We start from the raw sequence: 25,561 nt of genomic DNA, 5'->3' as shown, positions 1-25,561 counted from the left end.
CCGTGGACGCCTGCTCCGAGCAGACTTCTACCGGAGGGCGGGGGTTGTGCGCACGGGGATTACAGTTCGGGAATGGCCGAAAAGCTCGTGATCAAGGTAACTGCCGGAGCCGATGCGCCGGAGCGCTGCTCGCAGGCGTTCACGGTGGCCGCCGTCGCCGCCGCCAGCGGCGTCGAGGTGTCCCTGTGGCTGACCGGCGAATCCGCGTGGTTCGCGCTGCCGGGGCGGGCCGCCGAGTTCGACCTGCCGCACGCCGCACCGCTGCCCGACCTCATCGCGTCGATCCAGGCGGCGGGACAGATCACCTTGTGCACCCAGTGCGCGGCACGCCGCGACATCACGGAGCGGGACGTGCTCGCGGGCGTACGGATCGCGGGGGCGCAGGTCTTCGTCAGCGAGGTCATGGCCGACGGCGCGAAGGCGCTCGTGTACTGACCCGTACCGTTACCGCCGGCTCAATGGCGGCGCTTGCCGTCGAGTTCGTCCCACCACTCGTCGGACTCGGGATCGCCGGAGGGGTCGTCCCACCAGCGGTCGTCCGGTCCCCGTCGGTTCGCCACGATCGCGGCGATCGGCGGGATGACCATGGCGACCACGCACATGGCGATCGCGGCCGGCACGGACCACAGGCGCACGAACGCCCAGGCGGAGACGAAGAGGAAGATGCACCCGCCCATGAGCAGGAAATAGGCACGACGCCGCCGTGCGTACATGACTCCAGCGTACGGCGGTCGGGCCCGCGCCGACACCGCCCCGCGCCGGCCGCGCGCGTCCGTGCGGACGGCGCGGACGGCGCGGACGGCGCGGACGGCGCGGACGGCGCGAGAACGACGACCGGAGGGCCGCACCCAGGCCAGTGGCGTCCAACCCCTGGGGTGCGGCCCTCCGGCCCGTTCGTTCGCGTGCGCCCGGGGCGCACGCCTGCCGTCAGAGGACTGACGGGCTCCGCGGTCAGACCGCGATCGCGACCTCCGACAGACCACCGGTCTGCGCGACGACGGTGCGGTCCGCGGTGCCCCCCGGCACCAGGGCGCGCACGGTCCACGTGCCCTCGGCCGCGTAGAAGCGGAACTGTCCCGTCGCCGAGGTCGGCACCTCGGCGGTGAACTCTCCGGTCGAGTCCAGCAGGCGGACGTAGCCCGTCACGGGCTCGCCGTCGCGGGTCACCTGCCCCTGGATGGTCGTCTCACCGGGCTTGATCGTCGAGGCGTCGGGGCCACCGGCCTTCGCTCCACACATACAGCTCTCCTACTGCTTCCGGGTCGGGGGTTACTTCGCGGCGCCGAGCTCGATCGGCACGCCCACGAGGGAGCCGTACTCGGTCCAGGAGCCGTCGTAGTTCTTGACGTTCTCCACGCCCAGCAGCTCGTGCAGGACGAACCACGTCAGCGCGGAGCGCTCGCCGATGCGGCAGTAGGCAATGGTGTCCTTCGCCAGGTCCACCTGCTCGGCCTCGTACAGCGCCTTGAGCTCGTCGTCCGACTTGAACGTGCCGTCGTCGTTGGCGTTCTTGGACCACGGGATGTTGCGGGCGCTCGGCACGTGGCCGGGGCGCTGTGACTGCTCCTGCGGGAGGTGCGCCGGCGCGAGGAGCTTGCCGCTGAACTCGTCGGGCGAACGCACGTCGACCAGGTTCTGCGTGCCGATCGCGGCGACGACGTCGTCGCGGAAGGCGCGGATGGCGGCGTCCTGCGCCTTGGCCTTGTACTCGGTGGCGGGGCGCTCGGGCACCTGGGCGCCGTCGACCAGGTCGCGGGAGTCCAGCTCCCACTTCTTGCGACCGCCGTCGAGGAGCTTGACGTCGCCGTGGCCGTAGAGCTTGAAGTACCAGTAGGCGTAGGACGCGAACCAGTTGTTGTTGCCGCCGTAGAGGACCACGGTGGTGTCGTTCGCGATGCCCTTGGCCGACAGGAGCTTCTCGAAGCCCTCCTGGTCGATGAAGTCGCGGCGGACCGGGTCCTGGAGGTCCTTCGTCCAGTCGATCCGGATCGCGTTCTTGATGTGGTTCTTGTCGTAGGCGGACGTGTCCTCGTCGACCTCGACGATCGCGACCTTGGGGTCGTCGATGCGGGCCTCGACCCAGTCGGCGTCTACCAGGACGTCGCTGCGGCTCATGTTGTTTCTCCTCCGGGGCAGTTGCGGCGGTTTGACGCCAGAGCGCTGTGCGCGGTGGAAGCGGTGCTGCGGAAGGGTGCCTGCTGTGCTGGTGCGGTGGTGCGTGGTGCGATGCGGTGCGTTCGGTTCGCGGGCGTTGTGCGTACGTACCCGGTCTGTTACTGACGGTCACGGACGACGACGGGCGGCGGACGGGAGGCGCGCGGTACCGCACAGCGGCACGGGCCCCGATCTCCTGCCGGGGCCGGGGCGAGGACGGGAGCGGTGCTCCCGCTCAGACGGCGCGACAGAGCATGGCGGCCACGCGGCACAGGTCGACTGCCCGCCGCTTCGTGAGATCCGCCTGTCGCTGCTTCATGCGTCCGATCGTAGGGACGCGGCGGGCGGGATGTCACCGGTGTGTCGGATATTGAGACGAGATCGACCGGCATGCGATACGTTCACCGGCCCCGGGGCGCCTCGCCCGGCCTCGCGACGCCCCGCCCGGGCCCGCTTTCTACCCACCGGACAGGTCCGTCTCACCATGCGGCCGGATGCCGCCGGAGGCCCGTAACCAGGGGGAATCGGGGGGCGGAGGCCGCGATCGCGGCCGTGACCGCGATCGAGTGCCCATGGCAGCCATCTCTGTAGTGGACGTTCTATCCAGTGGCGGTACATTGGGTCGGATGAAGACCAGGGCACTGCACCACGCGACGAGCGCCACGACGAAGGCCGGGACGGCGGGGGTGGTTGGGACGGCAGAGATGGTTGGGAAAGCTGGGGCGGCCGGGAAGGGCGGCAAGGCCGAGAAGGCCGCCGACGCCCCCGGCACCCGCGAACGGATCGTCCGCGCCGCTTCCCTGCTGATGCAGCGCCAGGGCTACGACGCCACCCCCATCAAGCAGATCTCCCAGGAGGCCGACGCCACCTTGGGCTCGGTGTACCACTTCTTCCCCGGCGGCAAGCAGGAGCTGGCCGTCGCCGCCGTCCAGCGGGGCGACGAGGAGTTCGTCGACATCCTGCGCGAGATCCTCGACGGCGAACCCGACCCGGCCGAGGCGGTCCTCGCCCTCACCCGCTCCCTCGCGGACGGCCTGCGGGAGTCCGACTGGATCGACGGCTGCCCCGTCACCGCCACCGCGCTGGGGACGGCCGGCCGGCTCCCCGACATCCAGCAGGCGGCGGCCGTCGCGTTCGAGCGCTGGCAGGCGGTGGTCTTCGACAAGCTCCGGTCGGCGGGCGTCCCGGAGCAGGACGCGGCCGACCTCGCCTGCACGGTGATCAGCACCCTGGAGGGCGCCGAACTCGCGGCCCAGGTCGCCCGGGACGACAAGCCGCTGCGGCTGGCGGGCACGCACCTGGCGCGGCTCATCGCCTCCTACGTCGGCTGACTCCGCGACCGTCCGACGCGCGCCGGGCCCGGCGTCAGTTGACGCGCCCGACCCGTCGTCAGCGGACAGGTGCGGGACGGGCGTGGGACGGATCCGTCGTCAGCCGACGGCGACGTCCTGCGCCCGGCCGGAGAAGCGCAGTCCGCCCTCCGTCGCCTCCACGCGGTCCAGCGTGATGCGGGACGGAACGCCCTCGATCGTCAGGTCGTAGTCGATGGCATCGCGCATCAACCGGTCGAAGCCCGGCAGCGGAATGCCCCCGGGCAGGGACTCCGCCTTGAAGCGGACCGTCTTGCCGTCGATCAGCTCGACCGAGCTGAAGACGGTGACCTCGCGCTCCAGCAGGGACGCGAAACGGCTGTCGCCCATGCTCCTGCCGGCGCTCTTCAGCAGGTCCTTCGGGGTCCCGGTCACCTTCACCTGCCCCTTCGCCGCGCGCTCCGGGCCGGCGTAGCCCACGGTCGCGCCCTCGGGCGCCGCCTTCGCGAGGTCCTCGTACGAGATGCGGGCGGAGCCGTCGGCGCGGCCCGCGACCGCGGACGAGAAGTCGCTGCCGATCTTTACGTCCCGCAGGTCGGCCTTCACCTCGGTGACGTTCACCGTACGGCCGTCGGCCGCCGCGGTGACGCCCTCGACGCTGACGTCGACCTCGTCGAGCTGCTTGCCCAGGACCTGGGTGAGGAAGGGGAACCCCTTGATGGAGACGTCCGGCGTCTGGGACAGGCCCTGGCTGGTCCGGATCTTGTCCGCCGTCTCCGACTCGGCCATGTTCACCGCGATGCGGTCGGCGGCGATGAACAGGCCGCCGAGTATGACCGCGGTGATCAGAAGTATTCGCAACGCGCGCATGGCCCAGGGCCCCCAAGTCGTCCGGCCGGAAGTCGTCGACGACATCCCGTCGAGACCCATCGAATAGAGCTGACGTACGGCTGATGACGATGGTTCCGAACCCCCGGGTGGCAAGCCTCACCCCCCGCCATTGCGTGATCCCCGCGGTGACGCCGCGACGCCGCGAGTGGGCACGCGGTGACGGCACCCGCGGCCCGGCGGGGGGCGTTCGCGCGGTTCTCCGCGCCCCTAAATGATCGGCTTCACCCGCAGACAAGTGACGGGGCAAGCGAAACAGGGGCGCTGGGGTCCCCCACGCCCTCTGGGCGTAGGGGGCGGAACTGCGCGACAAGCCACCCACCGGGCCGCGGAGAACGAACTCGCCCGCAGGGCTACGGCGGCTACGTCAAGAGGCCTGCGGGGCCACCCGCGCTACCAGGGCGCGCCCTACGCCAAGACGCGGCCCACCAAATACACCGCAGGCGCCGCCACCGCCAACGGCAGTGCCACCCCCGCCGTGAAGTGCACGAACCGCGACGGATAGTCGTAGCTCGCGGTGCGCAGGCCCACCAGCGCGAGCGCCCCCGCCGCGAGCCCCAGCAGCGCGCCCCCGGCGCCCAGGTCCGTCAGTCCGCCCGCGAGCGCGCCGGCGCCGGCCGCGCCCAACAGGCTGAGCACCACGGACGCGGGGCCCGGCACGGGCAGCGCCCGGGCGACGACGGCCACCGCGACCGCGACCCCGCCGACGACGGCCGCGTCCGCCGACGCCGCCAGGTACCCGGCCGCGACGATGGCCAGCGCGGCGGACGCGACCGTCGCCGTCAGGCCGTACATCCGCTCGTCGGAACCCGCGTGGCTGCGCAGTTGGAGCACCACGGTGAGCAGCACCCACACGCCCAGCGTGCCGATGATCGCGGCCGGCCCGTGCTCCCGGCCGACGCCGAGCAGCACCACGTCGGCCACGAGCCCGCCGGCGAAGGCGAGGGCGATGCCCTGGCGGGCGGGCCACATGCCGTTCAGCCGGAACCAGCCGGCGGCGGTCACCGCCTGGAGCAGTACGAGCGGCACGACCAGCGCGTACGACCCGATCGCCGCACCCGCCGCGATCAGCAGGCCGAGCGCTGCGGTGAGCCCGGCCGGCTGGATGCCGGGGGCGATGATCGGCGACCGGCCCTCGGCGCGGGCGCGCTGGGCGTCGGTGATGCGCATGTTGCCGCTGGTCGTGGGGGAGCTGTAGCCGGTGTCGGGGCCCGCGGGCGCCGCAGCGGCGGGCGGTGCGGCGGACGGAGCGCCGGGCCGGACGGCCGGCGGCATCGCCGCGGCGCTCGGCGCCTCGGGCGGCAGCGGGTACGAACCCTGCGGCCCGGCCGGCACCGGAGGCAGGTACGCCGTCTCCTCAGCCGCACCAGCTGGCGCAACGGGCCCGGGCGGGACCGGAGGCAGGTACGCCGTCTCCTCAGCCGCACCGGCCGGGGCGGCAGAGGCGGACGGTACGGGCGGCAGGTACGCGGTCTGCTCCGCAGCACTCGCGGGCGCGGCCGGCGCAGACGGTACGGGCGGCAGATACGCCGTCTGCTCCGCAGCACCCGCCGGCGCGGGCGGCACCGGAGGCAGGTACGCCGTCTGCTCAGCGGGCGGCCCCGCGGGCTGCCGGGTGTCCCCGAGCGGGGTGAGGCCCGGCTGGTACTGGGTGTCCCACGTCTCGCCCTGCCAGGTCTGCGCGGCCTGCCCCGACCGCCCGGCGTCCTGGTACCCGGCCTGCTGCGGGTACCCGTACCCCTGGGGCTGCTGGTACGACTGCTGCTGCTGCGGCGGCTGTGGTTGTGGCTGCTGCGGCGGGTACGCCTGGGGGTGTCCGGGGTGGTGGCCCTGCTGCCCGTACCCCGCGCCGGCGTACGGGTTGTACGCACCCGGCTGCGGCGGCTGCTGGGCGTACGGCTGCTGCTGCGCGTAGGGCTGCGGCGGCTGCTGGGCGTACGGCTGGGGCTGGGCGTACGGCTGGGGCTGCGGCTGCGCCGGTCCCCGCCCCCGCTCCTGCTCCTGCTCCTGGTCCCGCCCGTACGGCGACGGGGACTGCGACGCGTACGGGTCGTACGGATACTGCTGGTCGCTGCTCATGCTGTCCGGATCACCCTCCTGCGAACGGCGGCAGCACCTCGACCGTGCCGCCCTCCGCAAGCCGTACGGTCTCATGGTCACGGGTCCCGACGGGAGCGCCGTCGACGAGGAAGGAGCACCGCTCCAGCACGCGCGTCAGCTCACCGGGGTGGCTCCGGCGCACGGCGGCGAGCGCCTCGGCGAGCGTGCCCGCCGCGTACCGCTCCTCCGCGACCCCGGCCGCCGCCTTCGCCGCCGCCCAGTAGCGGATCGTCCCCGCCGGCATGCGCCGCTCCCCTCGTCCTTCCGTGGTTCCGTCGGGGACCATCATGAGCCATCGGCGGCGGCCCGCGGGTCCGTGAGCCAGTCCGCCAGGCGTGCGAGGAGCGGCTCGTCGGCCGCGTTCTCCGCGTGCCCCATCCCCCGCTCCAACCACAGCTGCGCAGGTCCGGCCGCGGCCAGCATCCGCGGATGGTCGAGCGGGAAGTACGGGTCGCGGTCGCCATGCACGATCAGCAGCGGCGTGGGAGCGATCAGCGGCACCGCCTCGACCGGGGAGAGCGGGACGGGGTCCCAGCTCCGGTCGTGGATCCGGGTCCCCAGTCCGTAACGACCGACGGCCCGCCCGAGGGGGCGCGTCACCACCCAGTGCACCCGGCGCATGGACGGCGTACCCCGGTAGTACCAGCGCGCGGGAGCGCTCACGGCGGCCACCGCGTCCGATCGTGCCTCCGTGCGCCCCCCGCGCCCTGAGGCGTACAGGGCGGCGTGCCGGAGCGCGACCGAGCCCCCCATCGAGAACCCCACCGTGGCCACCCGCTCGTGCCCCAGCGCCCGGGCCCACTCGACCGCAGCGGCCAGGTCCAGCACCTCCCGGTCGCCGACCGTCGAGCGCCCGCCGGACCTGCCGTGACCTCGGAAGGAGAAGCTGATCACGGCCGCGCGACGGGCCAGGACCGCGGCTGCGCGGCGCACCGCGGGCCGGTCGACGGAGCCGGTGAAACCGTGCGCGACGACCACGGCTCCGCCGCCCGGGGCAGCCGTCCCCGGTACGGCCGTACACGGTTGATAATTCGCCTCAATACGGACACCATCGGAAGTCCGGAGCCATGTGCGCCGGGCTGGGAACGTGATCCTGGATACGTCCACAGTGTGAAATTCGCCCTCTGGCTCAGAACGCATGTGGGCTATTGTGCTGGGAAGAGGATCCGGGCGATGCAGCCCCCGGGTCCTTTTGCGTTTCCGGCCCGTTGTTACAGGCACGTGAACGGGACGGACGCGCGAGCAGGATGCATTTCCGCATTCCGGGAACGGAACCCCGGGAATGCGGCCGACCGCAGGGCCGCAGCACCACCACGTCCTCGCAGGGACCGAGGAGGAACCGACGTCATGGGTGAGCGAACCGTGCACCACCGGCGAACAGCCAGGGCGGGAGCAGCGGGGGCAGGTGACCCCCGATGAGCTCACTGCTCCTGCTCACCAACGCCCTCCAGCCGTCGACGGAGGTGCTACCCGCCCTCGGGCTGCTGCTGCACAACGTGCGCGTGGCCCCCGCCGAGGGCCCGGCGCTGGTGGACACCCCCGGCGCCGACGTGATCCTCGTCGACGGGCGCCGCGACCTGCCGCAGGTGCGGTCGCTGTGCCAGCTGCTGCGCTCCACCGGCCCCGGCTGTCCGCTGATCCTGGTGGTCACCGAGGGCGGCCTCGCGGCCGTCACCGCGGACTGGGGCGTCGACGACGTCCTGCTGGACACCGCGGGGCCGGCCGAGGTCGAGGCGCGGCTGCGGCTGGCCACCGGCCGGCAGCAGCTCGGCACGGACGACTCCCCCATGGAGATCCGCAACGGCGACCTGTCCGTCGACGAGGCCACGTACAGCGCGAAACTGAAGGGCCGGGTACTCGACCTGACCTTCAAGGAGTTCGAGCTGCTGAAGTACCTGGCGCAGCACCCCGGCCGGGTCTTCACCCGCGCCCAGCTCCTCCAAGAGGTCTGGGGGTACGACTACTTCGGTGGCACGCGGACGGTCGACGTCCACGTGCGGCGGCTGCGCGCCAAGCTCGGCCCGGAGCACGAGTCGCTGATCGGGACCGTACGGAACGTGGGATACCGCTTCGTCTCGCCCGAGAAGCCGGAGAGGCCGGAGAGGTCCGAGAAGCTGCCCGAGAAGCTGGAGAAGCCGGAGAAACTCGAAAAGCCCGGACGGAACGAGTCCGCGGCGAGGGCGGCAGGGACGAGCGCCTCCGGGAAGCCCGAGACGGCGCTTCCGGGCGCGGGCGCCCGCGCTTAGGAACGGGCCACGAGGCGGTACGGGACAGCGCCCGAAGGCGGGCGCGGGCCCGCCGCCGGACACGGGTGCGAGCCAGCCGTCAGAGACGGTTGTGAGCGCCCCGCCGGGGACGGTGACGGGCCCGCCCTGTCCACCTGTTGGGATCCCTCGTACGACCTGCCCAGAGCGAGGTCACCACGCGTAGACTGCCGCCCGTGGCCAAGGTGACGCGGGACGACGTTGCGCGACTGGCGGGGACTTCCACCGCCGTCGTGAGCTATGTCATCAACAACGGACCCCGGCCGGTCGCCCCGGCGACGCGGGAGCGCGTGCTCGCCGCGATCAAGGAGTTGGGCTACCGGCCCGACCGGGTCGCCCAGGCGATGGCCTCCCGGCGCACCGACCTCATAGGGATGGTCGTGCCCGACGCCCGGCAGCCCTTCTTCGCGGAGATGGCGCACGCCGTGGAACAGGCCGCTGCCGAGCGCGGAAAGATGGTCCTCGTCGGGAACTCCGACTACCGGCGCGAGCGCGAGGTCCACTATCTGCGCGCCTTCCTCGGCATGCGGGTCTCCGGGCTGATCCTCGTCAGCCAGGGGCTGACCGAGAGCGCGGCGGCGGAGATCGAGGCGTGGGAGGCGCGGGTCGTGCTGCTGCACGAGCGGCCCGAGGCGATCGACGACGTGGCCGTGGTCACCGACGACATCGGCGGCGCCCAGCTCGCCACCCGCCACCTGCTGGAGCACGGACACGAGTACGTCGCCTGCCTCGGCGGGCCGGACGACACCCCGCCCGTCGGCGACCCGGTCACCGACCACGTCGAGGGGTGGCGGCGGGCCATGCTGGAGTCCGGCAGGTCCGTCGAGGGCCGGCTCTTCCAGGCACCGTTCAACCGCTACGACGCGTACCAGGTCGCGCTGAAGCTGCTGTCGGGGCCGGACCGCCCGCCGGCGATCTTCTGCGCCACGGACGACCAGGCCATCGGGGTGCTGCGGGCGGCGCGGGAGCTGCGGATCGACGTACCCGGGGAGCTGGCGGTCGCCGGCTTCGACGACGTCAAGGAAGCGCACCTGACCGATCCGCCGCTGACCACGGTCGCGTCCGACCGGCCGGCGATGGCGCGGGCGGCGGTGGACCTGGTCCTCGACGACAGCCTGCGGGTCGCCGGGTCGCGCCGGGAGCGGGTGCGGCAGTTCCCCTCGGGGCTGGTGATCCGACGCTCGTGCGGCTGCGGCTGACGCGCTTCCGCTAAGGGCTGTCCTACGCGCCGCATTCCCGAGCCGGGCGCCGCAGCCCGGCTTTATGCGGCGCGTACGAAACTCTGCGCGGCTTCTCAGTGCCGCCTCAGACTCTTCTCATCTCGCGCGGCGACAGTCATTCCCATGACGGACTTCTCGCGCCACCGCAACGACGCCCAGCCGCAGCCCGAGCCGCAACCGCAGCCGCAGCCGTATGCACAGCCTCAGTCGGATGCACAGCCGCAGCCATCGGCGTCGCCGTCGACGCCGACGTACGCAACGGGGTACGACGCCGGCCACGACGCGACCGAGCCGTACGCGTACCAGGCGCCGCCGCCCCCACCGTCCCCGCCCGCCTGGCCCCCGGAGGCCGCCGCCACCGGCCCGGTCGGTGCCGCGCCGCGGGCGGCCCGCGCCAAGCGGCCCATCGCGCTGCTCGTGGCCGTGGCGATCGCCGCCGCGGCCGTCGGCGGCGGTGCGTCCGCCCTGGTGGACCGGTTCACCGGCGACGGCGGCAGCACCGGCGCCAGCAGCGGCTCGGGCATCAGCGGTACGAACGTCTCCACCAGCAGCAAGGGCACCGTGGCGGGCGTCGCGGAGGCCGTGTCCCCGAGCATCGTGGAGATCAAGGCGGCCGGCATCAACGGCGCCAACAGCACCGGTTCCGGCGTGATCATCACGTCGAACGGCGAGATCGTCACCAACAACCACGTCGTGTCGGGCGCGGACACCGTGCAGGTGCGCCTCGACAACGGCAAGACGTACACCGCGGACGTCGTCGGCACCGCGCCCGACAAGGACCTCGCCCTGGTGAAGGTGCGGGGCGCGAGCGGCCTCAAGGCCGCCCCCCTCGGCGACTCCGGCGCGCTGAAGGTCGGCGAGGAGGTCGTGGCCATCGGCTCGCCCGAGGGGCTGACCGGCACGGTGACCAGCGGCATCGTCTCCGCGCTCGACCGGGACGTGACCGTCGCGAAGGACCCGGGCCAGCGGCGGCCGGACACGGGCTGGCCCTTCGAGTACGGCGGCCGGCAGTTCAACGGCGACACGGGCGAGTCCACGACCACGTACAAGGCCATCCAGACGGACGCCTCGCTGAACCCGGGCAACTCCGGCGGCGCCCTGATCAACATGAACGGGGAGATCGTCGGGATCAACTCCGCCATGTACTCCCCCAGCGCGGCGAGCGGATCGACGGCGGGCAGCGTCGGCCTCGGCTTCGCCATCCCCGTCGACACCCTGAAGGCCAGCCTCGATGACCTCCGTGCCGGCGGCTGACGCGCCGTCCGCGGGTCGGCCGACCGCGGACGGTCGTCCGGCCCCGGATCGTCGGCCGGCCCCGGACGGGACGTGCGAGGCTGTGCCCATGACTGACGAGCGCATCCTCATCGTCGACGACGAACCGGCAGTCCGGGAGGCACTCCAGCGCAGCCTCGCCTTCGAGGGGTACGCGACGGAGGTCGCCGTCGACGGTCTCGACGCGCTCGACAAGATGGAGTCGTACCGTCCGGAACTGGTGGTGCTCGACATCCAGATGCCGAGGATGGACGGCCTCACCGCGGCCCGCCGCATCCGCGCCGGCGGCTCGACCGTGCCGATCCTGATGCTGACCGCCCGCGACACCGTCGGCGACCGGGTCACCGGCCTGGACGCGGGCGCGGACGACTACCTGGTCAAGCCGTTCGAGCTGGACGAGCTGTTCGCCCGGATCCGTGCGCTGCTGCGCCGCAGTTCCTACGCCGCGGCGCAGCTCGCGGAGGCCGTCGGGGACGCCGAGGGCGCCGGCGACGTCCTGTCCTTCGGCGATCTGACGATGAACCTGGGCACCCGCGAGGTGCACCGCGGCAGCCGCCCCGTCGAGCTGACGCGCACCGAGTTCACCCTGCTGGAACTGTTGCTGGCGCATCCGCGCCAGGTGCTCACCCGCGAACAGATCCTCAAGTCGGTCTGGGGCTTCGACTTCGAGCCCAGTTCGAACTCCCTGGACGTGTACGTGATGTACCTGCGCCGCAAGACGGAGGCGGGCGGCGAGCCGCGCCTCGTCCACACGGTGCGGGGCGTCGGATACGTGCTGCGTACGGGCGGCGGTGAGACGTGACGCCCACCGGGCCTGACGGTACCGGCCCTGGTGGTACCGGCCCTGGTAGTCCTGGTCCTGGTCCTGACGGTACGGGCTGGGCGCCCCGGCAGCCGGCCGGGCCGGCAGCCGGACCGGGCACGAGCCCGGATACGGGCCTGGGCCTGGGCCGGCGTCTGGTGCGCCGGTTCCGCCGGCTGCCGTTGCGCTCGCGCCTCGCGCTGCTGGTGGCGACCGCCGTGGCCGTCGCCGTCGCCGCCGTCGCCGTCGTCGCCTGGGTGCTGGTGCGGGCCCAGCTCAACGACGAGCTGAACACCTCCCTGAAGAACGTCAGCGCACCGGCGCAGGCCATCTCCGACGCCCTGAGGCAGTGCGAGTCCGGCCCCCAGATCCACGTCACCGAGAAGCAGTCGTTCGCGTACACCCAGATCGTCGGGCCGGACGGCTCGCGCTGCGTGGCCCGGTTCAACGTCCCGGTGAAGGTCACGTCACTGGACGTGGCCGTCGCCAACGGCCAGCGCGAGAGCGCGCTCCACGACAGCGTGACGGACAACGGCCAGCCCGTACGGGTGCACACCACCACCCAGAAGGTCACCCCGGACGGCCCCTCGGTCGCGGTGTCGGTGTCCCGGCCCCTCGACGAGATCGACACCTCCCTCAACCGGCTCGCACTGCTGCTCACCGCCCTCGCCGGGCTCGGCGTGCTCGGCGCCGGCGCGGCCGGACTGTGGGTCGCCCGGGCGGGCCTGCAGCCCGTGGACCGGTTGACGGAGGCGGTGGAGCACGTGGCCCGCACGGAGGACCTGACCGTACGGATCCCGTCAGACGGGGACGACGAGATCGCCCGCCTCTCGCGTTCGTTCAACGCGATGACCGCGGCGCTCGCCTCCTCCCGCGACCGACAGGCCCGGCTGATCGCGGACGCCGGCCACGAGCTGCGCACCCCGCTGACCTCGCTGCGCACCAACATCGACCTGCTCGTCCGCAGCGAGCGCACGGGTCGGGCCATCCCGCCCGCCGACCGACGCGCGCTGCTGGAGAGCGTACGGGCGCAGATGGCGGAGTTGGCGTCGCTCATCGGCGACCTCCAGGAGCTGTCCCGGCCCGACGCGGCGCACGGCGGCCAGCAACTGTCGATCGTCGGATTGCACGAGGTCACGGCGACGGCGCTGGGACGCGCCCGACTGCGGGGGCCGGAACTGACCTTCGTCGAGGACTTGGCCCCCTGGTACGTACGGGCCGAACCGGCGGCCCTGGAGCGGGCCCTGGTGAACGTCATGGACAACGCGGTGAAGTTCTCGCCGCCGGGCGCCACCGTCGAGGTCCGGCTACGGAACGGCGAATTGACGGTGCGCGACCACGGGCCCGGCATCCCCGCCGAGGAACTGCCGCACGTCTTCGAACGGTTCTGGCGCTCCCCCTCGGCCCGGGCCCTGCCCGGCTCCGGCCTCGGGCTGTCGATCGTGGCGCGCACGGTCCAGCAGGCGGGCGGTCAGGTGCGGTTGGAGCCCGCGGTGGGCGGCGGCACCGCGGTGGTCATCAAGCTCCCGGGCGCGGTGACGCCCCCGCCGACGAGCCTGTCGTAACCCGCCCGGACCCGGCCCGCCGGGTACGGGCGGGCCCGCCCGGGCCTGGTCAGGGGCGTGACCAGGCCCGGGCGGGTGGTGTTGCTGCCGACGGCACAACTGCCTTCGGCGTCACTGCCGTCGGCGTCACTGCCGTCGGCGTCACTTCACCACGGTGATCCGGCCCAGCGCCGGCGGAGCCAGGGGGGCCGTCGGGCTGGAGTGCGCACCGAGGTACGCGATCAGCACGTCCAGGTCGGACGCGCCCACGAGCTTGTTCTTGTGCTCCTTGAACACGGCGAAGCCGTCACCGCCGCCCGTCAGGAACTCGTTCATCGCCACCCGGTAGGTCTTCGCCGGGTCGATGGGCTCTCCGTTGAGCCGGATCGAGTCCACCACCACGCGGTCCGCGCCCGTCTTGGTCATGTCCAGGGTGTAGGTGAAGCCCTTCGAGACCTGGAGGATCTTCGGGGACGCCTGGTTGGACCCGCTGACCTGCTGCTGGAGCGCGGTGACCAGCTGCGCTCCGGTGAGGTCGACCACGTTCATCATGTTGGTGAACGGCTGGACCGTGAACGCCTCGCCGTACGTCACCAGCCCCGGCGCCTCGCTCCCGGACGGCGCGTGCACCAGGGGCGCCCGGATGCCGCCCGGGTTCATCAGCGCGAGCTGCGCACCGCCCTTGTCGGCCGGCGCGAGCGCCGCCAGCTGCGCGTCCGCGATCAGGTTCCCCAACGGACGCTCTTCCGCCAGCGGATTGTCGATGTCCGCAGAGACGTACCCGACGGGCCGGTTGGCGATCGGCGCGGCGAGCGCGTTCCAACGGTCGATCAGCCGGGTCATGTCCGGCGCCTTCGGCACGTCACGCGTGACGACGTGGTTGGCGGCGGCCACCGAGGTGCGGACGATGTCCTTCGTGCGCCGGTCGTACGTCAGCGTCGTGTCCGTGTAGAGCCGGCCGGCCGAAGCCGCGGACGTCACCGTGCGCGGATTGCCCGCGGGGTCGGGGATCGTGCACGCGTACGCCTGGTGGGTGTGGCCCGTGACCAGCGCGTCGACCTGCGGGCTGACCTTCTTGGCGATGTCCACGATCGGCCCGGAGATCCCGTCACCGGGACCGGGGCTGTCGCAGTTGTAGTTGTACGAGGAGGAGGCCGGGGACCCGCCCTCGTGCAGCAGCGCCACGATGGAATTGACGCCCTTGCGCTCCAGGACCTTGGCGTACTTGTTGATCGCCTCGATCTCATCGCCGAACTTCAGGCCCTTGATGCCCTCCGCGTTGACGATGTCGGGCGTGCCCTCCAGGGTCACCCCGATGAAGCCGATGCGCACCCCGCCGCGCTCCCAGATGAAGTACGGGTCGAGCAGCGGCTTGCCGGACTTCTCGTGGGTCACGTTGGCGGTGAGATAGGGGAAGTCCGCGCCCTTGAACTTCTTGCCCTGCTCGTAGCAGCCCTCGGTGGGGTGGCACCCGCCGTTCTGGATCCGGGCCAGCTCGCGGGCGCCCTCGTCGAACTCGTGGTTGCCGACGGAGGAGACGTCGAGCTCCAGCTTGTTCAGCGCCTCGATGGACGGCTCGTCGTGGAAGAGGCCGGAGAGCATGGGCGTGGCGCCGATGAGGTCGCCGGCCGCGGCGGTCACGGAGTAGCGCTTGCCCTTGCGGGCCTCGCGCAGATGGGTCGCCAGGTACTCGGCGCCGCCCGCGTCGATGGTCTTGGTGCTGCCGTCGGGGTTGGTGTGGGTGACCCGACCGCCGGAGCCGGACGGGGGCTGGAGATTGCCGTGGAAGTCGTTGAACGAGAGCAACTGGACGTCGACGGTGCGCCCGTGACCGTGGCCCCGGTCGCCCTTGCTCCCCTTCTCCGCCTGGTCGCGCTCATGGGCGCCGGCGGTCCCTGCGGGCAGCGCGGCGAACAGCGCGCCGACGGTGGTGAGGCCGGCGACGGCACCGAGGACCCGACGGTACTTGCGGTCCTTGCGGGGGCGCGTCGCTCTGTGGACGCTCGGGCCCTCGGGCCCCGGCGAACTCGTCGCGTGCGAGCTGGCTGACATCTCTCCCCTTGATCTTTCAACGAACGACGGAGGCTGCCCCGGCAGCCTAGGGTCAACGCGCGTAGCACGACAGGGGGTCACGGGTCACAACTCAGCCATCGCCCTCCCTCCACCGTCTGCGCTCAACCGTCTCCGCCCCTTCTGGGTCCATCCCACCGATGGCCAGTCGGCAGCGAGGAGCGCAGGCATGACGGCACGACGACTGAGACGTACGGGCGCGGTGGGTCTGATCGCGGGCGCGGTGGCCCTCACCGCCCTCGTCGCCCCCACCGCCCAGGCCGATCCCACGGCCCCCACCATCCACACCACGACCACCGGCTCCAGCATTGCTGGGGCCACCGCTCCTGGGGCCACCGCCTCTGCCTCCAGCGGGCATCACCAGGCCACCCAGCGGGCCCTGGACGGCATCGTCGCCGGCGGCCTTCCCGGAGTGACGGCGACCGCCACGGACGGGCACGGCGACTGGAAGGGCACCGCGGGCGTCGGCAACCTCAAGACGGGCGCCCCCCGCGGCGCCGACGACCAGTTCCGCATCGCCAGCATCACCAAGACCTTCGTTGCCACCGTCCTCCTCCAACTGGAGGCCGAAGGCGCACTCGACCTCGACGACACCGTGGACAAGTGGCTCCCGGGCCTGGTCCGCGGCAACGGTCACGACGGCCGCACGATCACCGTCCGCCAACTCCTCAACCACACCAGCGGCGTCTACGACTTCCTCGACGACACCGCGTACCGGAACACCTACGTCCTCGCCCCGGGCTTCCTGATCCACCGCTTCGACGACCGCACACCGCAGGCCGCCGTACGCGTCGCGATGCAGCACGCGCCCGTCTTCTCCCCGCCCGGCACCCAGCACTCCTACTCGAACACCAACTACGTCCTGGCCGGCCTGATCATCGAGAAGGTCAGTGGGAACACCTACGAGCACGAGGTGCGCAAGCGCATCATCAAACCGCTCGGCCTGCGCGCGACCACGATGCCCGGCAACAGCAGCCACATGCCCCGCCCCAGCAGCCGTGCCTACTCGCGGCTCTCGACGGACCCGGCCGCCACCAAGACCTACGACGTCACCCTCCAGAACGCCTCCCAGACCTGGGCGGAGGGCGACATCATCTCCAGCGCCGCCGATCTGAACCGCTTCTTCAGCGCCCTGCTGCGCGGCCAGCTCCTGCCACCCCAACAGCTCAAGGCGATGAAGACCACCACCCCCGAGGGCTACGGCCTCGGCATCGGGCGCTTCACCACCCGGTGCGGCACCACGCTGTGGGGTCACACCGGCGGCTGGATCGGCTCGCTCTCCGTCGCGGTGACCACCGAGAACGGCAGCCACTCGCTCGCATTCAACACCAACGGCGACTGGTGGGAAGAGGGCCTGGTTCCCGTCGTCGAAGCGGAGTACTGCAGCGCGGCCGAGCGCACCTCCTGACCGAGCCGCCGGCCCGACCACGGGGAAGCGGGGCCCCGGCCCGGCGGGACGACCTCCCGCCGGGCGCCGGGGTCCGCTCACCCTGCGTCGGACCGCTCCAGAGCCACCTTCGGCAGCACCTTCGCAAGCGGACCCGGCAGCCACCACGCCCGCGCCCCGAGCAGTTGCATCACGGCCGGCACGATCAGACACCGGATGACGACGGCGTCCAACAAGATGGCCACGGCCAGACCGAGCCCGAACTGCTGGAGCATCCGGTCCGGGCTGAGGATGAACGCGGCGAACACCACGATCATGATGGCCGCAGCCGCCGTGATCACCTTGCCCGTAGCGGCCAGTCCCTCCCGCACCGCCCGCGAGGGATCCCGCGCCCTCTCCCACTCCTCCTGGATCCGGGATATGAGGAACACCTCGTAGTCCATCGACAGCCCGAAGACGATCGCGAAGATCATCACGGGGATGAACGCCTCCACGGGCCCGGGCTGCACACCGAACCAACCGTGTTGGAAGACCAGCGTGATCGCACCCAAGGCAGCCGAGACGGAGAGCAGATTCAACAGCGCGGCCTTCAGCGGGATCAGCAGCGACCGGAACACCGCCATCAGCAACAGCGTGGACAACCCCACCACGATGGCGACGAACAGCGGCATCCGGGAGGACACCGCGTCCGCGAAGTCCTGCGTCGCCGCGGTCGATCCCCCGACCAAGTACTCCGCACCAGTCTTCTCCGCGAGCGGCGGCAGCACGTCGTCACGTAGGGCATGGACCAGGTCGGTGGTCTTCGCGTCCTGTGGCGCGGTCGTCGGATAGGCGATCACCGTGGACACGGCGCCGTCCTTGGTGGGCAGCGGCGGCGTGACGGCCGCGATCCCGTCCGTACGCCCCAGGGCGGACCGCATCTCCTCGGCCGCCGCCCGGTCCCCCTGGCTGACGACGACGAGCGGGCCGCTGAACCCCGGCCCGAAGCCCTCGGCCATCAGGTCGTACGCCTTCCGTGTGGTCGTCGACGGCGCATCGTTGCCGGCGTCGGCGAAGCCCAGCCGCAGCCCCAACGCGGGGGCGGACAGCGCCAGCAGCGCCACCACGGCGGCCAGCAGCGCGGGCAGCGGTCGGCGCTGGACGGCGCCGGCGAGCGCCCGCCAACGACGGCCGTCCTCACGTCCCTTACTCCGATCCGTGGCCGCCCGCTTCAGCACCGCTTTCTGGATCCGGACCCCGAACACGGCCAGCAGCGCGGGCAGCAGCGTCAGCGAGGCGGCCATGGTGACGAGCACGGTGAGCGCCACCGCCAGCGCCACTCCCTGGAGCGACCCCAGGCCCAGGACCACCAGCCCCAGCAGGGCGACGATGACCGTGCAGCCGGCGAAGAAGACCGTGCGCCCCGCAACTGCGAGCGCGGTCGCCACGGCGCTCTCCCGATCGCTGCCGCCGATCAACTCGTGGCGGTAGCGGTAGAAGATCAACAGGGCGTAGTCCACCCCCACTCCGAGACCGACCAGCATCATGATCGGCGGGGTGAAGTCCGCGACGGTGAAGACCCTCGACGCCAGGGTGATCAGCCCGATCGCACCGCCCACTGCGAACAGTGCGGTCACCAGCGGAACGGCCGCCGCCAGTAGCGATCCGAACAGCAGGACCAGGATGACGAGGGCGGCGAGCATTCCTGCGCCCTCGGCGCCGCCGCCCGACTCCTCCTCGGCCCCGCGCACCGCGTCTCCGCCGAGCTGCACCTCCAACTGGTCCGTCCCGGCGGCCTTCGCGACGTCGATGATGCCGGTGACGTCCTCCTTCGGCACCTCCTCCGCCTTGCCGTCGAGGATGACCGTCGCGTATCCGATGGTCCCGTCCTTGGAGAGGGCCGAGCTGTCCTCGTAAGGACTGCGGACGTCCGCCACCCCGGGGAGCCCCCGGACCTCGCGGAGCGTCTTCTCGATGGCCCCGCGATCACCGGCCAGGGCCCGCTCGCCCTTGAAGACGATCTCCACGCTGGCGCCGGCCTGCGGCGATCCGTGCTCCTCCAACAGGTCCGTCGCGGCCTGCGAGTCCGTACCGGGGAGGGAGAAGTCGTTCTGATAGCGGCTGCCGAGGGCTTGGGAGCCGACCGTGATCGCCGCGACGGCCACCACCCACAGCAACAGCGCGAGCCAGCGCCTGCGCTGCGACCAGGTGGCGAGCCCCGCGAAGACACCCTTGCCCGAACACGCGCGGCGCGCAGGAAGGGGAGAGCTGTGCTGCGTCATGACGACCGACCGCCCATCCTCCACCGGGAACCGACGAACGCACCCACGGCCGCGAACACCGCGGGCACGACGAACAGCAGGGTCGGTGCGAAGAGGCCGTCGCCGGAGTCACGGCCGATGAGGAAGTCCCAGAACGCCGCCACAGTCGCTGCCAGGAGAAACCCCGAGGCCCCGCCTGCCAGCAACCCGACGACGGCTCGACCCGCCGTGCCTGGTGGGAAGTGCGTATGTGTGCTCATGGCATGAGCGTCCGGCTGAAGTGTGCCCCAGGACATCAGCCCGTGGCGGGCACCTGTCCTACATCGCCAGTTGCGGTCCGAGGGCCGGACATACAACCGGAGTTGCGGTTGCCCACGGCCCCGGTACTCCAGGGCTCACCGCTCACCCCGACCGCCCGCCGGCCGAGGCGAGAGCAGCCACCGGGCCACAGCGGGCGTCAGGCGCTCAGCCAACCAGGTCGGACCATGCCCGACTCGTACGCGAGGATCACCAGTTGGGCCCGGTCGCGGATGTGCAACTTGCTCATGATGTGACTGACGTGCGTCTTCGCGGTCGCGGGGCTGAGAACCAACCGCTTGGCGATCTCGTCGTTCGTCAGACCCTCGGCCACCAACAGCATGACCTCACGCTCGCGTTCGGTGAGGGCGTTGAGCCGGGGATCGGGCTCGGGCGCCTTCACCCTGGCCGCGAACTCCTTGATCAACCGACGGGTGACGCCCGGACTCATCAGGGCGTCACCCTGGGCCACCACTCGGATCGCCTTGAGCAACTCCTCTGTCTCGGTGTCCTTCACGAGGAAGCCGCTCGCCCCGGCGCGCAGGGCTCCGTAGACGTAGTCGTCCACGTCGAACGTGGTGAGGATGATGACCTTGACCTCGGCGAGCCGACTGTCCGCGGCGATGCGGCGTGAGGCTTCCAGGCCGTCCACACCGGGCATGCGGATGTCCATCAGGACGACGTCCGGGCCGAGTTCACGGCAGGCGGCCAGCGCCTCGGCCCCGTCACCGGCCTCACCCACGACTTGGATGTCGTCCTCGTCTTCCAAGATCGAGCGGAACCCGGCGCGCACCAGGCGCTGGTCGTCAACGAGCAAGACTTTGATCACGACGCAGGTCGCTCCGTTCTCCTGGAGGACTACAGGGCTAGAAGGGTGGAGAGGGCTACGAGCGGGTCCGCTGGGAGCCGTGATCGGAACCGTAGGGCAGACTGGCCCGCACTGCGAAGCCCTGTGGACAAGGGCCCGCCGACAGCTCTCCACCCAGCGCCCGGGCGCGTTCGCGCATGCCGGCGACGCCACTGCCGGCGCCCTTGAAGCCGTGGGACGCCGCGCCGTGACCGTCGTCCGCGATCTCGATGGTCAGCTCCTGCACTCCGTACTCGACGCTCACGGTGGCTTCCGTGACGCGCACGGCGTGCCGGGTGACGTTCGTCAGGGACTCCTGCACGATCCGGTACGCCGCGAGCTCGACCTCGGTCGGCAGCTCCCGCCGCTCCCCTTGGATCAAGGTCCGCACGTCGAGACCGGAGAGTCTGGCGGCGCCGACGAGGTCGTCGATGCGGTCCAGGCCGGGGAGGGGCGCCGTGGGGGCCGCCTCGTCCCCCTGCCGCAGCACGCCCAGGGTGGTCCGCAGCTCGCGCAGCGCCTCCCGGCTGGAGTCCTTGATCGCCGCCAGGGCTTCTTCGGCCAGGACCGCGCCGGCCACCTGGTCCTTCTTCAACCGGCGCAGGGCGGCCGACGACTGCACGTGGACGAGGGAGATGTGGTGCCCGATGACGTCGTGCAACTCGCGGGCGATCCGCATCCGCTCATCGCCCGCCGCACGCTGCTCCACCTCCCGCACGTACGCCATGCGGCTGTGGCGGGCCCAGCCGAGTGCGACGACGCCGATCAGCCAGCCGGTGAACATGAACAGCGCGACACCGTTCACGTCGCCGTTTCCCGCGACGGTGCCGATCGCGGTGGAGACCAGCGCCAGTGAGGCGAGGCCGACCGCGGCCTGGAGGCGTCCGTCGGCGGCGACTTGGTACAGCGCCACCACGAACGCGATCAGCAGCGGGCCGTCGTACTCGCTCAGTAGATAGAACGCACCGGTGCCAACGAGGGCGACACCGGCGACCGCGACCGGATGGCGGCGGCGGAAGAACAACGCGGCGCACACGGCTGCGGCCACCAGCCAGCCGACGGCGGTCAGCGGCCACGGCTCCAAGCGCGCGCCCATGAGCGGTCTCAGCGCGCCGATCGCCACCAGCACGACGACCCCGATACTGACCGCGACGTCCGCGCGGGGGCTGCGCGACAGCCGGCGGCGCAGCCGGGAAACAACAGCAGCTGCAGGCATGAAGCCAGCGTAGGTCGAGGCCGCCACCCGCGCCTTCACCCCAGCGATGGAAGTGTTCTCCGCCCTACCGCAACCGCTGGGGTAGGGCTGGCTGTCCCACCCGCAACTGATGGAGTACGTGAGGTGTCAGCCGTGGGGGGACGCGGCGGCGGTCGACCTACGCCGACTCTGATGCACATGAACGCAACGCACTCCGATCTCCCGTTCGCCCAGCGGCTGCGCGCCCTGGCCTGGCCGCTGATCGGCGTCCTCACGCTCGTCGCGCTCATCCGCCCGCTGTTCTCCATCGCGGGCCTGAGCGAGGCCCTGGGGAAGCCGGCCACACCGCTGATCCTCACGGCCGCCATCTCCCTGGTGTGGATATTGGCCGTAGGACTTGGCAGGGTGCACGACCCCCTGCTGACCCTGGTCGCCACGGGCGTGGCTTACGCCTTGACGGCCGTGGTCCTCAGCGCCGTTCTCTCCCCCATTCTTTCCGGGCAGCTCGAAGGCCCCCTCGCCCGGCCCTACGCCATCGTTCCGATGCTGCTCATGAACGCTCTCTGGGGCGCGATATGCGGTGCGCTCGCGATGGTCCTGCGCCGCATGCGGAGTGTCGGCGCCTGAACGATCCCCTGAACGAACTGCTCGGATTGGAGGAGAGGTGCAGCGGATCACACGGTTTTTAGCCCGCTGGCCGTTCGGGCGGAGGTCAACCGGATTCGGTAGGGGTGACCTGCAGGGTGGCCATCAGCTCACCGGCGAGCTCGGCGACCTTCTCGGTCTGGGCCATGTTGCGCCAGGTGAAGGACGCGAGGACGACGCTCCTGACTCCCGGCGGAAGCACCGCGTAGGTGAGGGAGCCGGTGTCCTGACGCCAGAGGCCGAGGAGTTGCTTGGTCCTGACCTGAGATCGAAGACGCACCGTCGGGCCTGCCTCCAGGTCCGGGTAGGTCACCTCGGGCTCGCCCGTGGTGTCGCTGCCCATCCAGTCCAGCAGCAGCGAGCGCGCCTCGTCGAGGTCGGGTCGCGGCAGGCCCTCGCCGTCCTCGTCCACGTCGTCCAGATAGGAGTCGATGACGAAGTCGACGACTGCTTCGCCGGTGCCCGAGTAGAAGGCAGCGGCCATGATCGGCCCGTCCGCGTTGAGGGCGGTGGCGCGGGCGGCCACGTCCTCGAAGAGCGCCTTCTTCTCAATGGCCAGTCCGCGGGGTCCGTAGAGTTCCACGGTCGTCGCGGCCAGCGCCTCCGCCTCGGATCTCGCTCCTGTGGCCAGCGTCAAGTCGACCCATCCGGGGCCGAGTTGGACACAGCACACAAGGTCTTCCATCGAGGGAGCTTCCTCGTCCTGTGCGGTCATCCCCCGTTCCTACCAGAGCGGACTCGGCACTGTCTGGGTTACGCGATTCCAGGGCCGTCGCAGGAGAGGAAAGGACCTCAGCCGCAGAGGTCGACGATGGACTCCGCATCGACGAGAGCGAATGCGAAAGCCCCGACGACAGGGCCAACGGAACGGCGCACTCGGGGGCGCACGCCGTTCCGGGAACGGTGTCGGCTGGTCGGCGCTGTCGTCGCGGCAGCGGCGGGTCGGTCGTCAGAGCCCCGCGAGCCAGTCCAGGAGCAGGGTGTTGACCTCGTCGCTCGCCTCCTGCTGGATCCAGTGGCCGCTACCCGGCAGGATGTGCGAGCCGACCAGCCCCGGCAGGGTGGTGGGGAAGGCGGCGATCACATCCGACAGCCAGCCGATGGACGCGTCCTCGGAGCCCCCGATGAAGAGGGAGGGCTGCGGCAGCGGAGCACCCCGCCAGTCGGCGAACTCCTCCCAGTCCCGGTCCATGTTGCGGTAGCGGTTCAGCCCGCCGGTCAGCCCGGTCCGCTCGAACTCCGCAGCGTAGGCATCCAGGACGCCGTCCGTCAGCCACGACGGTCGCCGCCCCACCGGAAAGCCGTCGGAGAGCTTTCCGCCCGGTCGCACGAAGTAGAAGGAGGACTTGTCGTCGGACGACATGGTGTCAGCCGAGAGCCCGGCGTAGAAGCCGGCGAGCCAGCCCCGGATGTCCGGTTCGACCTCGCCCTCGGCACGGCCCGGCTCCTGGAAGTAGGACACGTAGAACTCGCCGTCACCGCCCATCTGGGCAAAGATCTCGGAGGGTCGGGGCCCGGTCCACGGAGCGTAGGGCACGCTCAACAGGCCCACCGCGCGGAAGACCTCCGGGTGCAGCAGCGCCGAGTTGGCGGCAATGGTCGCGCCCCAGTCGTGGCCCACGATCACCGCCGAGGACTCGCCGAGGCCCTCGACCACGGCGAGGGTGTCCTCGATGAGTTCGTGCAAACGGTAGGCGCCGATCTCGGTCGGGCGGGACGAGCGGCCGTAGCCGCGGACGTCCATCGCCACCGCGCGGTAACCGGCAGCGGCGAGCGCCGGCAGTTGGTGGCGCCACGAGTACCAGGACTCGGGGAAGCCGTGCACCAGCAGGACGAGCGGGCCCGAACCCTGCTCGACGACGTGGGTGCGGCCTGCCGGGGACGGGACCAGACGGTGCGTCCCCCCGGTCGTGGATGCCGCGGTGAGCTGCGCCATGAGTACTCCTCGGGTTCCGTTCACGGGTGCGGTGCCTACCGGCTCCGGATGCGGTGCCTGCGGCTCGATGATGCGACCGGGCGCCCGGGCACGCGAGCCTCCTTTGCCATATCGGCAAATCACCGCGCCGCCGTGCGGGCACCGGATGGTGACGCCCCCGGCCGCCCCGCCGGTCCTGGGCGCACGCCCGCCCGTCCTGCCGTACGACCACGCCCCCGCCGTAGGCTTCCACCATGACGACTGACGCAGTGATTCCGGAGCCCGGCCGGCAGATCGAGAGCCTCGATGCACTGGCTCCCGACCAGGCGGACGCCGTTCTCGCCGTGCTCACCGAGGCGGCAGCCGCGGACGGGACGCAGGCCGTCTCGGAGCAGGGCCGGCTACAGCTGCGCGGCGGACCGCGAGAAGGCGTCCGGCACTTCCTGCTCACCGTCGGCGGGGAGCTGGTCGGCTACGCACAGCTGGAGGACACCGACCCCGTCGAGGCCCCCGCGGCGGAGCTGGTCGTCCACCCCGCCCACCGCGGGCGCGGGCACGGCAGGGCGCTCGGCAGCGCGCTGCTCGCCGCGTCGGGAAAGCGGCTGCGCGTGTGGGCGCACGGCGGGAAGTCCGCCGCCAGACATCTGGCGCAGGTGCTCGGGTTGACGCTGTTCCGGGAGTTGCGGCAGATGCGGCGCCCGCTGGCACCGCTCGACATCCCCGAGCCCGTGTTCCCGCCCGGCGTCACCGTGCGCACCTTCGTCCCCGACGAGGACGACGCAGCGTGGCTCGCGGTGAACGCCGCCGCGTTCGCCCACCACCCCGAGCAGGGCTCCCTCACGCAGCGGGACCTCGACGACCGCAAGGCCGAGCCCTGGTTCGACCCCAAGGGCTTCTTCCTGGCCGAGCGCGAGGGCGTCGTCGTGGGCTTCCACTGGACGAAGGTGCACGCCACCGAGCAGTTGGGGGAGGTCTACGTCGTCGGGGTGCGCCCCGACGCGCAGGGCGGCGGCCTGGGCAAGGCCCTCACCGCCATCGGGCTGCGCCACCTCGCCGCGCAGGGGCTGCCCACGGGGATGCTCTATGTGGACGCAGACAACACCGCCGCGGTCACGGTGTACGAGCGGCTGGGCTTCAAGACCCACGAGGTCGACCTGATGTACCGCACCGAGTCCTGACCCCGGGGGCGGAACGCGCCTCACCCGCCCCGCACGGTCTGCGGGGCCCGCGGGGGCCGCGCCTCGGGGATCCGGGATCCGGGATCCGGGATCCGGGGGGCGGGGGGCGGGGGGCGATCACGAAGAGCGATGAGTCGAGGGTGGGGCCCCGCACGGTCCCGCCGCCGATTCCCGGACGTCATGTCGTCGTTACCGGCCATTCAGACTGCACTGCGACGCTCACTCAATGCAGT

At 71.7% G+C, this 25,561-nt stretch carries 25 protein-coding genes; 10 read left to right on the top strand and 15 right to left on the bottom strand.

Features of this window, described 5'->3' with window-relative positions; genetic code table 11:
- Positions 1–72 precede the first annotated feature (72 nt).
- On the top strand, positions 73–435 hold the full coding sequence (locus ABZ842_RS13775; RefSeq protein WP_361536514.1) for a DsrE family protein: 363 nt from the start codon (positions 73–75) through the stop codon (positions 433–435).
- A gap of 20 nt (positions 436–455) precedes the next feature.
- Here the strand turns inward: ABZ842_RS13775 and ABZ842_RS13770 are convergent, their stop codons facing one another.
- The 4 genes from ABZ842_RS13770 to ABZ842_RS13755 all read right to left on the bottom strand — a co-directional run bounded on the left by ABZ842_RS13770 (position 456) and on the right by ABZ842_RS13755 (position 2,473).
- The gene (locus ABZ842_RS13770) at positions 456–713 is read right to left on the bottom strand and encodes a DUF3099 domain-containing protein (protein ID WP_361536512.1); all 258 of its coding nucleotides are present in this window, start codon (positions 711–713) and stop codon (positions 456–458) included.
- Positions 714–951: 238 nt separating this feature from the next.
- Positions 952–1,239, bottom strand: a complete 288-nt coding sequence (locus tag ABZ842_RS13765) for a DUF1416 domain-containing protein (protein ID WP_003953525.1) — start codon at positions 1,237–1,239, stop codon at positions 952–954.
- A 30-nt stretch (positions 1,240–1,269) separates the two neighbouring features.
- A complete protein-coding gene (locus tag ABZ842_RS13760; protein ID WP_361536510.1) occupies positions 1,270–2,115 on the bottom strand; it encodes a sulfurtransferase in 846 nt (281 codons plus the stop codon).
- 274 nt (positions 2,116–2,389) lie between these two features.
- Complete coding sequence (locus tag ABZ842_RS13755) at positions 2,390–2,473, bottom strand: putative leader peptide (RefSeq protein ID WP_350807544.1); 84 nt, start codon at positions 2,471–2,473, stop codon at positions 2,390–2,392.
- 307 nt (positions 2,474–2,780) lie between these two features.
- Here ABZ842_RS13755 and ABZ842_RS13750 point away from each other — a divergent pair, with 307 nt between their 5' ends.
- Entirely contained in the window at positions 2,781–3,485 is a 705-nt protein-coding gene (locus ABZ842_RS13750) for a TetR/AcrR family transcriptional regulator (protein WP_361536508.1), read from the top strand.
- Between the two features lie 99 nt (positions 3,486–3,584).
- On the opposite strand, the gene ABZ842_RS13745 is transcribed toward ABZ842_RS13750, so the two are convergent.
- From ABZ842_RS13745 to ABZ842_RS13730, 4 genes are all read right to left on the bottom strand, one after another.
- Positions 3,585–4,334, bottom strand: coding sequence for a DUF2993 domain-containing protein (locus ABZ842_RS13745; RefSeq protein ID WP_361536506.1), 750 nt, complete (start codon positions 4,332–4,334; stop codon positions 3,585–3,587).
- Between the two features lie 426 nt (positions 4,335–4,760).
- Positions 4,761–6,431, bottom strand: a complete 1,671-nt coding sequence (locus ABZ842_RS13740; protein WP_361536504.1) for a hypothetical protein — start codon at positions 6,429–6,431, stop codon at positions 4,761–4,763.
- A gap of 10 nt (positions 6,432–6,441) precedes the next feature.
- Positions 6,442–6,696 carry a MoaD/ThiS family protein gene (locus ABZ842_RS13735; RefSeq protein ID WP_361536502.1) on the bottom strand — a complete coding sequence of 85 codons (255 nt, stop codon included), beginning with the start codon at positions 6,694–6,696 and terminating at the stop codon, positions 6,442–6,444.
- Positions 6,697–6,737: 41 nt separating this feature from the next.
- On the bottom strand, positions 6,738–7,592 hold the full coding sequence (locus ABZ842_RS13730; protein WP_361536500.1) for an alpha/beta fold hydrolase: 855 nt from the start codon (positions 7,590–7,592) through the stop codon (positions 6,738–6,740).
- Between the two features lie 275 nt (positions 7,593–7,867).
- On the opposite strand from ABZ842_RS13730, the gene ABZ842_RS13725 reads away from it, so the two are divergent.
- The 5 genes from ABZ842_RS13725 to ABZ842_RS13705 all read left to right on the top strand — a co-directional run bounded on the left by ABZ842_RS13725 (position 7,868) and on the right by ABZ842_RS13705 (position 13,575).
- Positions 7,868–8,698, top strand: coding sequence for a response regulator transcription factor (locus ABZ842_RS13725; protein WP_361536498.1), 831 nt, complete (start codon positions 7,868–7,870; stop codon positions 8,696–8,698).
- Between the two features lie 194 nt (positions 8,699–8,892).
- Complete coding sequence (locus tag ABZ842_RS13720) at positions 8,893–9,915, top strand: LacI family DNA-binding transcriptional regulator (RefSeq protein ID WP_361536496.1); 1,023 nt, start codon at positions 8,893–8,895, stop codon at positions 9,913–9,915.
- A 144-nt stretch (positions 9,916–10,059) separates the two neighbouring features.
- Positions 10,060–11,190 carry a trypsin-like peptidase domain-containing protein gene (locus ABZ842_RS13715; RefSeq protein WP_361536494.1) on the top strand — a complete coding sequence of 377 codons (1,131 nt, stop codon included), beginning with the start codon at positions 10,060–10,062 and terminating at the stop codon, positions 11,188–11,190.
- A gap of 88 nt (positions 11,191–11,278) precedes the next feature.
- Positions 11,279–12,010: a response regulator transcription factor gene (locus ABZ842_RS13710; RefSeq protein WP_361536492.1), complete on the top strand. Its 732-nt coding sequence runs from the start codon at positions 11,279–11,281 to the stop codon at positions 12,008–12,010.
- Between the two features lie 155 nt (positions 12,011–12,165).
- On the top strand, positions 12,166–13,575 hold the full coding sequence (locus ABZ842_RS13705; RefSeq protein WP_361536894.1) for a HAMP domain-containing sensor histidine kinase: 1,410 nt from the start codon (positions 12,166–12,168) through the stop codon (positions 13,573–13,575).
- A gap of 141 nt (positions 13,576–13,716) precedes the next feature.
- Here ABZ842_RS13705 and ABZ842_RS13700 read toward each other — a convergent pair whose 3' ends face one another.
- Complete coding sequence (locus ABZ842_RS13700; RefSeq protein ID WP_361536490.1) at positions 13,717–15,606, bottom strand: bifunctional metallophosphatase/5'-nucleotidase; 1,890 nt, start codon at positions 15,604–15,606, stop codon at positions 13,717–13,719.
- Positions 15,607–15,793: 187 nt separating this feature from the next.
- On the opposite strand from ABZ842_RS13700, the gene ABZ842_RS13695 reads away from it, so the two are divergent.
- Positions 15,794–17,032, top strand: coding sequence for a serine hydrolase domain-containing protein (locus tag ABZ842_RS13695; RefSeq protein ID WP_361536488.1), 1,239 nt, complete (start codon positions 15,794–15,796; stop codon positions 17,030–17,032).
- A gap of 77 nt (positions 17,033–17,109) precedes the next feature.
- Here the strand turns inward: ABZ842_RS13695 and ABZ842_RS13690 are convergent, their stop codons facing one another.
- The 4 genes from ABZ842_RS13690 to ABZ842_RS13675 all read right to left on the bottom strand — a co-directional run bounded on the left by ABZ842_RS13690 (position 17,110) and on the right by ABZ842_RS13675 (position 21,611).
- Positions 17,110–19,272 carry an MMPL family transporter gene (locus ABZ842_RS13690; RefSeq protein ID WP_361536486.1) on the bottom strand — a complete coding sequence of 721 codons (2,163 nt, stop codon included), beginning with the start codon at positions 19,270–19,272 and terminating at the stop codon, positions 17,110–17,112.
- Positions 19,269–19,511, bottom strand: a complete 243-nt coding sequence (locus ABZ842_RS13685; RefSeq protein WP_361536484.1) for a hypothetical protein — start codon at positions 19,509–19,511, stop codon at positions 19,269–19,271. The genes ABZ842_RS13690 and ABZ842_RS13685 overlap by 4 nt, the downstream gene beginning before the upstream one ends.
- 197 nt (positions 19,512–19,708) lie before the next feature.
- Positions 19,709–20,377 carry a response regulator transcription factor gene (locus ABZ842_RS13680; protein WP_361536482.1) on the bottom strand — a complete coding sequence of 223 codons (669 nt, stop codon included), beginning with the start codon at positions 20,375–20,377 and terminating at the stop codon, positions 19,709–19,711.
- Between the two features lie 55 nt (positions 20,378–20,432).
- A complete protein-coding gene (locus ABZ842_RS13675; protein ID WP_361536480.1) occupies positions 20,433–21,611 on the bottom strand; it encodes a histidine kinase in 1,179 nt (392 codons plus the stop codon).
- 177 nt (positions 21,612–21,788) lie between these two features.
- Between ABZ842_RS13675 and ABZ842_RS13670 the strand changes: the two genes are divergently transcribed.
- Complete coding sequence (locus tag ABZ842_RS13670; RefSeq protein WP_361536478.1) at positions 21,789–22,217, top strand: hypothetical protein; 429 nt, start codon at positions 21,789–21,791, stop codon at positions 22,215–22,217.
- Between the two features lie 85 nt (positions 22,218–22,302).
- Here ABZ842_RS13670 and ABZ842_RS13665 read toward each other — a convergent pair whose 3' ends face one another.
- Together ABZ842_RS13665 and ABZ842_RS13660 are read right to left on the bottom strand one after the other, a co-directional pair.
- Positions 22,303–22,920: a hypothetical protein gene (locus ABZ842_RS13665; protein ID WP_361536476.1), complete on the bottom strand. Its 618-nt coding sequence runs from the start codon at positions 22,918–22,920 to the stop codon at positions 22,303–22,305.
- Positions 22,921–23,184: 264 nt separating this feature from the next.
- Positions 23,185–24,171 (bottom strand): alpha/beta hydrolase, encoded by a 987-nt coding sequence (locus ABZ842_RS13660; RefSeq protein WP_361536474.1) that lies wholly within the window; start codon positions 24,169–24,171, stop codon positions 23,185–23,187.
- A gap of 233 nt (positions 24,172–24,404) precedes the next feature.
- Here ABZ842_RS13660 and mshD point away from each other — a divergent pair, with 233 nt between their 5' ends.
- Entirely contained in the window at positions 24,405–25,328 is a 924-nt protein-coding gene (mshD, locus tag ABZ842_RS13655) for a mycothiol synthase (protein ID WP_361536472.1), read from the top strand.
- The last annotated feature ends 233 nt before the right edge of the window (positions 25,329–25,561 follow it).

It is taken from the genome of Streptomyces sp. NPDC047315, assembly GCF_040643215.1.
Lineage (GTDB): Bacteria > Actinomycetota > Actinomycetes > Streptomycetales > Streptomycetaceae > Streptomyces.
Note: the sequence above shows the minus strand (reverse complement) of the source record. Positions and strands in the feature narration are given on the sequence as shown.